The organism is Endozoicomonas elysicola (assembly GCF_000710775.1).
In the GTDB taxonomy this organism is placed as follows: Bacteria; Pseudomonadota; Gammaproteobacteria; order Pseudomonadales; family Endozoicomonadaceae; genus Endozoicomonas; species Endozoicomonas elysicola.
On sequence record NZ_JOJP01000001.1, the window covers coordinates 2,945,588 to 2,957,307 of the forward strand.

At 45.4% G+C, this 11,720-nt stretch carries 12 protein-coding genes; 11 read left to right on the plus strand and 1 reads right to left on the minus strand.

What is annotated here, in order from left to right; translation table 11 throughout:
- Window positions 1–153: 153 nt before the first annotated feature.
- On the plus strand, window positions 154–456 hold the full coding sequence (locus GV64_RS12615) for an FAD assembly factor SdhE (RefSeq protein WP_020583270.1): 303 nt from the start codon (window positions 154–156) through the stop codon (window positions 454–456).
- Window positions 428–904: a protein YgfX gene (locus GV64_RS26275; RefSeq protein WP_407919920.1), complete on the plus strand. Its 477-nt coding sequence runs from the start codon at window positions 428–430 to the stop codon at window positions 902–904. The genes GV64_RS12615 and GV64_RS26275 overlap by 29 nt, the downstream gene beginning before the upstream one ends.
- Here GV64_RS26275 and nadB read toward each other — a convergent pair.
- Complete coding sequence (gene nadB / locus GV64_RS12620) at window positions 831–2,507, minus strand: L-aspartate oxidase (protein WP_020583271.1); 1,677 nt, start codon at window positions 2,505–2,507, stop codon at window positions 831–833. The two genes, GV64_RS26275 and nadB, sit on opposite strands and share 74 nt — an antisense overlap.
- Before the next feature lie 587 nt (window positions 2,508–3,094).
- On the opposite strand from nadB, the gene rpoE reads away from it, so the two are divergent.
- The 9 genes from rpoE (at window position 3,095) to rnc (ending at window position 11,719) form a co-directional block, all read left to right on the plus strand.
- Window positions 3,095–3,682: an RNA polymerase sigma factor RpoE gene (rpoE, locus tag GV64_RS12625; protein ID WP_020583272.1), complete on the plus strand. Its 588-nt coding sequence runs from the start codon at window positions 3,095–3,097 to the stop codon at window positions 3,680–3,682.
- Between the two features lie 57 nt (window positions 3,683–3,739).
- Window positions 3,740–4,456, plus strand: coding sequence for a sigma-E factor negative regulatory protein (locus tag GV64_RS23820; protein WP_020583273.1), 717 nt, complete (start codon window positions 3,740–3,742; stop codon window positions 4,454–4,456).
- A gap of 4 nt (window positions 4,457–4,460) precedes the next feature.
- Entirely contained in the window at window positions 4,461–5,453 is a 993-nt protein-coding gene (locus GV64_RS23825) for a MucB/RseB C-terminal domain-containing protein (protein WP_051087824.1), read from the plus strand.
- Between the two features lie 86 nt (window positions 5,454–5,539).
- Entirely contained in the window at window positions 5,540–6,031 is a 492-nt protein-coding gene (locus GV64_RS12640; protein WP_020583275.1) for a SoxR reducing system RseC family protein, read from the plus strand.
- A gap of 159 nt (window positions 6,032–6,190) precedes the next feature.
- Window positions 6,191–7,633: a DegQ family serine endoprotease gene (locus GV64_RS12645; RefSeq protein WP_020583276.1), complete on the plus strand. Its 1,443-nt coding sequence runs from the start codon at window positions 6,191–6,193 to the stop codon at window positions 7,631–7,633.
- A gap of 229 nt (window positions 7,634–7,862) precedes the next feature.
- Window positions 7,863–9,662, plus strand: coding sequence for a translation elongation factor 4 (gene lepA, locus GV64_RS12650; RefSeq protein WP_020583277.1), 1,800 nt, complete (start codon window positions 7,863–7,865; stop codon window positions 9,660–9,662).
- A gap of 159 nt (window positions 9,663–9,821) precedes the next feature.
- Entirely contained in the window at window positions 9,822–10,631 is an 810-nt protein-coding gene (lepB, locus tag GV64_RS12655; RefSeq protein ID WP_020583278.1) for a signal peptidase I, read from the plus strand.
- Window positions 10,632–10,661: 30 nt separating this feature from the next.
- The gene (locus GV64_RS12660; protein WP_020583279.1) at window positions 10,662–11,036 is read left to right on the plus strand and encodes a DUF4845 domain-containing protein; all 375 of its coding nucleotides are present in this window, start codon (window positions 10,662–10,664) and stop codon (window positions 11,034–11,036) included.
- Window positions 11,037–11,038: 2 nt separating this feature from the next.
- Window positions 11,039–11,719, plus strand: a complete 681-nt coding sequence (rnc, locus tag GV64_RS12665) for a ribonuclease III (protein WP_020583280.1) — start codon at window positions 11,039–11,041, stop codon at window positions 11,717–11,719.
- Window position 11,720 lies beyond the last annotated feature (1 nt).

Sequence of the window (11,720 nt, forward strand, 5' to 3'; positions counted from 1 at the left end):
TGGTTGCCGCAATTTGATAAGGCGGGACACTGATGCCGGCGAACAGGGCGTTAAAGCTAAGTTGCCGTGCTGTCATTGTGTTTGCCCTAATTGGGAAAATATTAAATAGGTGGTGGCATAATAGAGGATTATTGCGTCAAATTTAAAGGTATAATGGCCAGCAAAATCCATAATTGGGGTTATTCTGAAATGCTGGGCGAAAATGAATTAAAATGCCTTCAGTGGCGAAGTCGTCGTGGGATGCTTGAACTGGATGTTCTTTTGGAGCCTTTTACCAGAGAAGCGTTGGCTGGCTTGAGTGATACTGATCAGCAAACTTATGTTCGCCTGTTGGAGTGTGAAGATCCGGATCTCTTCAGTTGGTTTATGAGCGGGGCAAGGCCTGAAGACCGGGCACTGAGTCGCATGATTGATATGGTATTAGAGCGTGGGCGTTACAAGGGCGAGTCTTTGTGAGATTAACTTAAGGCGTTCTCGTTACTACCTTGTTTTAATTGCTGTCAGCCACTTTGCAGCCTTTTTAGCATTGTGGCTATCCACACTCTGGCTGATAGCCAAGTTTGCTCTGGCTGTTGTTCTGGTTTCTCATTGTTATCGATACTGCCTCCGATTCATTACTCACAGACATTGTTCGAGTATTCGCAGTATTCGATTATTTGATGATCAATGGAGAGTCCTTCTTGATGGTAGGTGGTTTCGCGCATGGCCTGAAGGTGAGGTTGTCGTAACTTCCGCGTTGATCTGTTTTAAATTGAGAGTTGAGGATAAGCACCGTCCTTCATATCTAATCCTGTTTCCAGACAGTGCTGATCCTGTTGAATTGCATGCTTTTAGGCTAAGACTGATTCTTGAGTCTTCCACTCTGTTTGTTGGAGAGGCTCATAGCTTTCGGGAATCAGAATAGTGTCTTCCGGGTGCTCTACCGGATTAGGGTAGTCTAGCGTGTAATGCAAGCCGCGAGACTCTTTCCTTGACATGGCACACCGAATAATTAACTCGGATACCTGGGCAAGATTTCGAAGCTCAATGAGGTCATTACTGATTTTGAAGTTACTGTAAAACTCATTGATTTCGGATTGCAGCAGCTCAACACGATTCATGGCCCTTTGCAGGCGTTTTGTTGTCCGAACAATCCCAACATAATCCCACATAAAACGACGCAGCTCATCCCAGTTGTGAGAGATGACGACATTTTCATCGGAATCAGTTACCTGGCTTTCATCCCAATCGGGTAGTGCAGGTGGTTCCGGGTATTGGTGAATAGTTTCGCTAATAATTTGAGCACAGCTTTTTGCTGATACAAAGCACTCAAGTAAAGAATTGCTGGCAAGTCTATTAGCACCATGCAGCCCAGTAAAGCTGCATTCTCCAACTGCAAAAAGTCCTTTTGAATCTGTTTGGCCATATTTATCAACAAAAATTCCCCCGCAAGTGTAGTGTGCCGCTGGAACGATTGGGATGGGATCCTTAGTGATATCTATATCGTAGCTCAGGCATCGCTCATAAATTGTCGGAAAGTGTGAGCGAATGAATTCGGCAGGTTTATGACTGATATCCAGGTAAAGGCAGTCGGACCCTAGTCGCTTCATCTCATGGTCAATTGCCCGGGCTACAATATCTCTGGGTGCCAGTTCTTCCCGATGGTCATACTCTTTCATGAATCTGGAGCCATCTGGACGTTTTAGCTGGCCGCCCTCTCCCCTTACTGCTTCAGAAATGAGAAATGATTTGGCGTTGGGATGATAGAGACAGGTTGGATGGAACTGATTAAACTCCATATTAGCAACCCGGCAGCCCGCCCTCCATGCCATTGCAATAGCATCACCGGACGCGCCATCGGTGTTGCTGGTATAGAGGTAGGCTTTGCTGGCTCCACCAGAGGCAAGCACGGTACATCGGCTTCTGAATACCTTAATCTGGTCAGTCTTCAGGTCAAGGATGTAAGCGCCAACACAACGATGCTCATTGTTATCAGTGATGCTATTAGAAAAGTTGCCCAGTTTGCAGGTGTTAATAAGGTCGATCGCCAGGTGATGGTCAAACAGGTTGATATTTGGTTTTGATTTTGCCTGCTCCAATAGCGTGTCTGAAATAGCTCTACCAGTGGCATCTGCAGCGTGAATTATGCGGCGGGCGCTGTGTCCGCCTTCCCTCGTAAGGTGGAAATCAAAAGGCCTGTCTACTGTATTATCCGGTGTGAATGGAACTCCCTGGTTGATCAGCCATTCTATGCTGTCCCTGCCATTCTCAACAATGTGCCGAACGGCATACTCATTACAGAGCCCTGCTCCTGCAATCAGTGTATCCTGAATGTGCTGATCGATATTGTCCCCAGTCTGATCCAGCACTGCAGCTATACCACCTTGTGCCCAGTAGGTTGATCCGGCACTCAATGAGTCTTTGCTGAAAATAGCAATGCGGGCAGTACTGGGCAATTGAAGTGCGGTAGTAAGGCCGGCGGCCCCAGAGCCAATGATGATTACATCGTAATTAAAGGGCTGTTGCATAGGAGTCCCCTGTCATCAGATCACTCTGACGTAATTTATCCTTCATATAATCCATAAGAAAATGAATACAGTGTGGATTAATGTGCTAGCCTGTGGAACTGTAACTGTCCGGTACGAGACACTATAAGCTCTCTTCAGTGAGCAGCGTGGCCATCTGCAGCTGTAAGCAGGTTTTTATACAGTTGCTTATGTGTATGTCAGGCTAAAGTGGCTATTTTTCAGGTCGATGCTTAAGAGTGCGGTTGATCTAAATCAACAAGCCTTGAACTTAAAGCAATTGACCTGTCTGTTTTGGTTAGCCCGGCCAATAATACAGTAGCGCGTAATGGTTCGGGCCATTATATAGAATGTTTTGGCTGTACTATAGCGCTATGCAGCGCTAAAGATAACTGGACGGTTTTTCAATATAATTACAGAACTCAGAAAAACTGAGTGTGGTGGACAAATACCTTTTATAGTAAAAAATTGAAAATATCAGGAACTTTTCTTCATTTTGATGGTCTATATACTTGCGGTTGAGTTTAACCCTATATTGCACTATGGTGCCATTTGCGGTGTTCCTGCCATGCGCGGGTGGAGATGCCTGAATGGTTGATAGTCAGGACTCTGATCAGCAGCTGGTTGATCGTGTTAAACAGGGTGATAAAAAAGCTTATGATGTGCTGGTTATCAAGTATCAGCACCGTATTCTTGGACTGGTTGGGGGTTATGTCAGTGACTTTCAGGAAGTTCAGGATGTAACGCAAGAAGCTTTTATAAAAGCATATCGTGCGCTGGATAAGTTTCGCGGGGACAGCTCATTTTATACGTGGTTGTATCGTATCGCTGTCAACACGGCCAAGAATCACTTGGTATCGAAAGGCCGTAGGCTGCCGGAGTCTGATATTGATGTCCATGATGCAGATTTCCTGGAAACGGCAACGACACTGAGAGTCGTTGATACACCGGAACGTAACCTGTACTGTGATGAGATTGAGCAGGTTATTCATGATGTTATCCAGCGTTTACCCGATGAGCTCCGAACTGCTGTAATGTTGAGAGAGTTTGATGGGTTGAGTTATGAAGAAATAGCTGATGTTATGGATTGTCCGGTTGGAACTGTCCGTTCCAGAATTTTCAGGGCAAGAGAGGCTATCGATCGTGAAATCAGGCCGTTATTAGGGCAGGGTGGTTAACAGGTTTGACTAACGCATGGCAGCAGCCAGGTCTGCGTGGATATCAGGGGTTTGTCTATGAGTGAAAAAGATCCTCAAATCAGTGCCAGAGAACGGCTGAAAGAGTCCCTGTCGGTTTCTCTGGACGGACATTCGAATGATCTTGAGTTACGCAGAGTGCTTGATGGTATTAGTAAAGATGACGAGCTTCGCTCGTTGGCGGGGCGTTACCAGCTTATTGGTGATGCGGTTCGTGGAGAGGTAAACCAGTTTTCGAACGTTGATATTTCCAAGGGTGTCATGGCTGCGATTGAGCAGGGTGATGTAGATACTACTCTCAATCAAAAGTTTTCTGATTCACCGCGCTCTTCTGTAAATGGCTCTAATGGTAATTCAAAATCGAGCAATGTTATTGAAGGGCTTTGGGTGTCACTGGGTAAGGTTGCCATGGCCGCTTCTGTTGCGGTAGCTATTGTTGTTGGAGTGCGAAACAGTAATCCTCCTGCTGATGTCCAGTTGATGGCAGTTAATGAACCTGTAACCTTGACTCAGCCGGTCCAGTTGGCACATGTAGGTCAGAATGATTATGGTGCATCGGGTATTCGTGCAGGTTATAACTCAAAGCTTCATGACAGCATTACACCTGAGCAGCTTGCCTATGCGCAAAGTCTTGCTGACCGGGCTACCAGAGAGCGTTTTCACGCCTATGCCCTTCAGCATGCAGAGCTATCAGCCATGGGTAATGGGCAGAGCATTTTGTCATTTGCCAGATTGACGAGTTTTGACAGCCAATAAGTTTATGAAACAAACGCAATGGATTTCCGGCAAGTTGCTGGTGCTAGTTATTTTTATCAGCAGTTTTCTGAATGCTGATACAGTTCCAGATTCCAGCTATCTTCTTGAAAAGATGGTGGATTCCTCCAAGAATCTCAGTTTTCAGGGTGAGTTCGTCTATCAGCAGGGAGCTCAACTGGAAACCCTCAGTATCATTCATCAAGCCGGTGATAATGATCATTCTGAAAAAGAACGGATTCTTTATCTTGATGGCGCTCCCAGAGAAGTGGTTCGTGATGGAAATGAATTGTTTTTTTCAAGCTATAACGAAGGGGTGACCCGGTTTCAGCATGGTTCTCTGATGCCTGTTATTAACAAGCTTCAAGGTGGGATATCTGAAAAGTATTATGACTTGAAAATTGTTGGTATCGATCGGGTGGCCGGGCGTGAGGCTGTTTTGTTGTTGGTCCTCCCCAAAGATCGCTTTCGCTATGGTTATCAGCTATGGCTTGATCGAGAATCATCGTTATTGCTCAAATTGGTAATGGTTGACGATCAGGGGAAGATTATTGAACGCCTTCAATTTACTTCCTTAAATGTCGGATCGCTATCTGATGAGACTAAAGATCTTCTTATACGAAAACCTTCTGTGGTAGATGAAACTATCACCGTTAAAAGTCAACCTGACAAACCCTCTGATCCACTGGAGTGGGAAACGGGTTGGTTGCCTGATGGCTTTCTTTTGGAAAATAGAAGCGTTCGCCCATCACCGGTGAGTCAGCACAACGTTGATGCATTGGTCTTCTCTGATGGTATTGCCAGCTTTTCAGTTTTTGTTGAACAGGATGATACCCGGGTTCTTAGTCAGGCTTCTGAAAAAATCGGAGCGCTTTCTGCGGTCTCCAAGATATATCGAGAAGGCAATCAATATTTTCATGTAACGGTTGTTGGTGATATTCCACTTGGGGCTGCTGAACGAGTAGCAGTATCCGTCCGCCCGTTGAAGATTAAACCTTGATGTAATGATCAGGTAAGTTTGCTGGACTTGATGGCTGTGGTTTCTTTTATTATTTCACTACCGATGTGTGTCAGGTTTCCAGGAATATGGTAGAAGAACAGGGGCGAGTTGTTACGGTTGAGAGTGAATATGTCTGGGTTGAAACGACCAGACGATCCAGTTGCTCTAGTTGTAATGCTCGACAAGGCTGTGGGCAGCATCTTTCTGAAAAATATAAATCTGATGCTTATTTTTCCTATATCAAAGCAAGCAGTCGCTGGGTATTAAAGGAAGGTGATCAAGTTGTTGTTGGCATTCCGGAAGGCTCGCTTCTGAAGGCTTCTTTTTTGATTTACCTTTTTCCCCTTATTCTCTTGATGGTTGGGCTCTGGCTGTCTTCACTGGCGGGTTTGAGTGATTTTTGGTTGGTGCTCACATCAGGGTTCAGTCTTTTGTGTGGCTTTTTTTTCGTGCGAATTGTAGGGGAAAAAAGGTCTGCTGATATATGTCGTGTCGAGGTCGTAAAGGTGCTGTCACCTGAAGGATTGTTTTTCTCTGATAGTGGAGTTGGCGAACAATTTGCTTTCAGGCATGACTGACAGTTTTTGTCGTCCTTTCTCATAAGAATTGGAGGGGTATGTCCAGTCAGTATCAAAACTCTGTTGGCTGCCCATGTTACCTAAATGCAACTAATACTGCTGGAACATTAGGCCTGCAGTGAGTACTTTTAAGATTAGAGTTATGGGGAAATCATATTAATGAGTAGAGTATTTTTTCTCTTCAAAAAGTCATTTTGTAATTTTGGATTGTCTGTCATTCTGCTTTGTGCATCATTGTCAAATGCTTCAGCTGATACTTCCGGATTACCCAATTTTACAGGTTTGTTTGAGCAGGCTTCTCCTGCTGTGGTGAATATTAGTACGTTAGCCAAGGCTAAAGCAAGGCAGCAGATTTATGGTCCTGGCGGAGAAGAACTTCCCGAAATATTTCGGCGTTATTTTGGTATCCCGCTGCCTGATGAGGGGGCTTCAGGCAATTCTCAACCCATGTCTCTTGGTTCTGGGTTTATTATTTCTTCAGACGGATATATTCTGACTAATAATCACGTTGTTGATGGTGCCGATCAGATTATTGTCAGGCTTAGCGATAGAAGTGAGCGTCCTGCTGAACTGATTGGTGCTGATAAACGCTCAGATCTTGCTCTTTTGAAAATTGAAAGTGATCGTAGTTTGCCAGTTGTAAAGATTGGCGATTCCGAAGGTGTTAAGCCCGGGGAGTGGGTGGCTGCTATCGGATCTCCTTTCAACTTTGAGTACTCAATTACTAAGGGTATTGTCAGTGCGCTAAATAGAAGTCTGCCAAGCGACTCTTATGTACCATTTATACAAACCGATGTTCCTATTAATCCGGGTAACTCAGGTGGGCCTCTCTTCAATATGGAAGGTGAGGTGATTGGAATTAATTCTCAAATTTTTACCCGCTCCGGTGGTTTTATGGGGCTCTCATTCGCCATTCCTGTTGATCATGTTATGTGGGCGGTCGATCAGCTGAAAGACAAAGGGTATGTGACCCGGGGTTGGTTGGGTGTTGCTATTCAGGATGTGGATCGTGATCTTGCAGAGTCATTTGGTTTGGAAAGACCGATGGGGGCCTTGGTTAGTCAGGTTGTTCCTGGTGGGCCTGCTGATAAAGCCAAACTGCATCCCGGTGATATCATAGTTCGGTTTAATAACAGAGCTATCAGTAACTCCGGGATACTGCCAATGTCGGTTGGTGTCATCAAACCTGGTGAAAAAGCAAAGCTTGAGTTTATCCGTAACGGTAAGCGTAAATTGGTAGACGTTGAAGTAGGGCAGTTACCTGATGAAAATAGTAGCGCCCCGGAAAAAAATGGAGATAAGCCAGTTTCTGACAAAAACCCGTTAGGTGTTAAGGTTGCTGAGCTGGATGAGAATTATCGAAGTAAGTTGCGTCTGGAGGAAGATGTACAGGGTCTGGTGGTGATTGGTGTTAACAGGGGGGCGGGGCGTTCCATCGGTTTAAGGCAGGGGGATGTGATCACTGACTTGAACAATCGTAGCGTTACCACAGTATCAGAGTTCAAAAAAGTCGTTGCCAAATTGCCCAAAAACCGCTCAATCTCAATGAGGGTTATTCGTGGTGGTAACCCTGGTTATATTACTTTCCGTTTACAGGAATAACCATTTGTTATCAGCACAGTATATGATCATGGAGTACTGTGCTGACATGTTATAGAATAGTACGGAATCATTTATAGCAGATCAGATACTTTTAAATCGCTGTCGAGGCTGTCTTCACAGATTTAGTGACAATAGCCTTTGTTTTTCCTGCGTTAGAGAGCATCAGTTTGATCTGCAGGCCAACATAGTCCCCGCCAGTGCGGGGACAACTTTTTGTAGTGATGCTATCGTGAGCGACCTAAGCCTTATCAGGAACTTTTCAATCATTGCCCATATTGACCATGGCAAATCGACTCTGGCTGACCGTTTTATTCAAACCTGCGGTGGGCTCAGTGATCGTGAAATGCAGGCTCAGGTGCTTGATTCCATGGAGCTTGAGCGCGAGCGTGGAATCACGATCAAGGCTCAGAGCGTAACGCTGGATTACCATGCTAAAGATGGTAATACCTATCAGCTGAACTTCATTGATACACCTGGGCACGTTGACTTTTCCTATGAAGTGTCAAGATCTCTGGCTGCCTGTGAAGGCGCGCTGCTGGTGGTGGATGCAGCTCAGGGTGTTGAGGCTCAATCTGTTGCTAACTGTTATACAGCGATAGAGCAGGGGCTTGAGGTTATGCCGGTTCTTAATAAAATGGATCTGCCTCAGGCCGAGCCTGATCGTGTCTCTCAGGAAATTGAAGAAATTATAGGCATTGATGCTACTGATGCGGTGCGCTGCTCAGCCAAAAGTGGGCTGGGAATTGAAGATGTTCTCGAGCGACTTGTATCGAGTATTCCTGCACCTGAAGGTGACATCAATGGACCTCTGCAAGCACTGATTATTGATTCCTGGTTTGATAACTACCTGGGTGTGGTTTCTCTTGTACGTGTTAAAAATGGCACGTTACGAAAGGGAGAGAAGATTATTGTCAAGTCGACCAGACAATCTCATGTGGTTGATAATGTCGGTATTTTCACGCCAAAACGATCACCTACAGGGGTGCTCAAAGCAGGCGAAGTTGGCTATGTGGTTGCTGGTATTAAGGACATAAATGGTGCCCCTGTAGGTGACACGCTGACGCATCTGAAAACTCAGGATGTTGCGGCGTTGCCAGGCTTTAAACATGTTAAGCCACAGGTTTATGCCGGGTTGTTCCCTGTCAGTGCTGATGATTTTGAGGACTTTCGTGATGCTCTTGAAAAGTTAAGTCTCAATGATGCTTCACTGTTCTATGAGCCAGAGAGTAGTGATGCCCTTGGGTTTGGTTTCCGCTGTGGCTTCCTCGGCATGCTTCACATGGAGATCATTCAGGAGCGGCTCGAGCGAGAGTACGATCTGGACCTGATTACCACAGCACCAACGGTAATCTACGAGTGTCAGATGAAAAATGGCAGCGTTATTGAGGTTGATAACCCATCTCGCCTGCCAGATCCTGCTGGAATTGATGAAATTCGAGAGCCGATTTCCAGAGCGAATATTCTGGTGCCACAGGAATATCTGGGTAATGTGATCTCCCTCTGCGTTGAGAAAAGGGGGGTACAGAAAGATATGCAGTTCACCGGGGGGCAGGTATCACTGACCTATGATATTCCGATGAATGAAGTAGTTCTTGATTTCTTTGATCGTCTGAAATCAGTGAGCCGGGGGTTTGCATCACTGGATTATTCTTTTGATCGCTTTGAAGCCGCTAAAATGGTTCGGGTAGATATCCTGATCAATGGTGAAAAAGTTGATGCTCTTGCGCTGATTGTTCATAAGGATCATTCCGTTGCCAGGGGTAGGGTTCTGACTGAGAAAATGAAAGAAATTATTCACCGTCAGATGTTTGATGTCGCTATTCAGGCTGCTATTGGTGGTCAGATTATTGCTCGAACTACGGTTAAGGCACTTAGAAAAAACGTAACGGCTAAGTGTTATGGTGGTGACGTTAGTCGTAAGCGTAAGCTGCTGGAAAAACAGAAGGCAGGTAAGAAGCGGATGAAGCAGGTAGGGCGTGTGGAAATTCCACAGGAGGCTTTCCTAGCCGTTCTAAAGGTCGACAAATAATAGTCCTTTGATTATATATAACCTGCAATGTGCCAGGTTGATGCGATGAGCCGGATTACCGGCTTATTGTGTGCTGGGGAATTATTGTATTTGGACATTTTTAACGCAGGCTTACCGATTTGTACAGGTCTGATAAAACGGGTTTAGAGAAGAACAGCCATGGATTTTAACTTTCCACTGCTATTGGTACTCTCGGTTTTCATCACGGGTATCATTGCACTGATTGACCGACTTTTTCTGTTGCCAAAGCGAAAAGTAGCTATGGCGAATCTCAGCGCTCAGGGAGGGGATAGCGATACAGTAGAAAAACTCGCTAAAGAACCTGCGATTGTAGAGACCTCTAAGTCAATATTTCCTGTTTTACTGTTTGTTCTGGTGATTCGATCATTTTTGTTCGAGCCTTTTCAAATACCCTCTGGCTCAATGATCCCAACGTTGGAGGTTGGGGATTTTATTCTGGTGAGTAAGTACAGCTATGGTTTGCGTTTGCCCGTGACAGGAACAAAAGTTCTCCCTGTTGGTGAGCCCGATCGTGGTGATGTGATGGTATTTAAACAGCCTGGAAAAGAAAGTATTAACTTTATCAAGCGGGTTATCGGCTTGCCTGGTGATGTGGTCCGTTATACGGGTAAGCGTCTGACAGTGAATGGTGAGGCAGTGCCTGAAGAGTTTGTAGCTCAGCTGAGTGATGATCGATCCATTTACCGTCTTTATAATGAAGGTAGTGAAGACAACCAATATCAGATTCGAAAAGAATTAACCAGTAACGACTTCAGGGCTGAGGGTGAGTGGGTTGTGCCAGAAGGTATGTATTTTGTGATGGGTGATAACCGTGACAGAAGTAATGACAGCCGCTACTGGGGATTTGTTCCGGAAGAGAATATCGTCGGAAAAGCTGTTTATATCTGGATGCACTGGCCCAGCTGGACTCAGTTACCCGGCTTTAAGAATAATGGTGCTATTGAGTAAGGGGCAGTAAGTACCAGTGGAGAAAATCTTATGAATGGAATGAAAAGCAGACAACGGGGAAGCAGTGCCTTAAGCTGGCTTTTTTATCTGTTAATTGGTGGGCTCCTGTTGTCTTTTGCATTTAAGGTCCTACCTTTCTATATGGATGATCATGCAGTTAATAAAGTTGTGGCATCATTAACGGATCGTCCTGGCTCTTCAACGGCCTCGGTAACTCAGGTTAGAACCTGGATTGATAAAGGGTTGCAGTTGAATATGGTCAAGCTGGACCGTAGTGAAGTCAAAGTGGCCCGTGAAAATGGTGTGGTCGCGATAAACATTGACTATGAACGTCGTATTAATTTTTTCTATAACGTTGATCTGGTATTAACGTTTCAACATAACTGGAAAGCTGGATCTCAGTGAAAATGCTTGAACTTGCCCGCTTGCAGAGAAAGTTAGGGCATGAATTTTCAGATCAGAGTCTGTTAGAACTTGCGTTAACACATCGCAGTTTTGGCAGTCGGAATAATGAGCGCCTGGAGTTTTTGGGTGACTCAATTGTCAATTTTGTCATTGCTGAAGCACTTTATGAGCGTTTTCCCGATGCAAAGGAAGGTCAACTAAGTCGTTTACGTGCTCGAATGGTTCGAGGCGCAACGCTGGCCGAGCTAGGACGTGAATTTGAGCTTGGTGATTTTCTTCGACTGGGCTCGGGTGAATTGAAAAGCGGTGGCTTCAGGCGGGAGTCTATTCTCGCTGATGCTATTGAGGCCATCATTGGCGCGATTTATCTTGATGCCGGAATGGCTGTTTGTCACGAGCGCATTCGCAGCTGGTTCAACAGTCGCCTTGATAAGTTGACGACAACGGATGAGCAAAATAAAGATCCCAAAACCCGGTTGCAGGAATATCTACAGGCTAGACAGTACTCATTACCGAATTATCAGGTAACGGATATTCAGGGTGAGGCTCATGACCAGCATTTCTCGGTGGTGTGTGTGCTTGACTGTCTGGATGAACCATCAAAGGGGGAAGGGCCGAGTCGGCGTGGTGCTGAACAGCAGGCGGCTCGTAACGCATTGAAATTGCTTGGCGTTGAGCATTAAG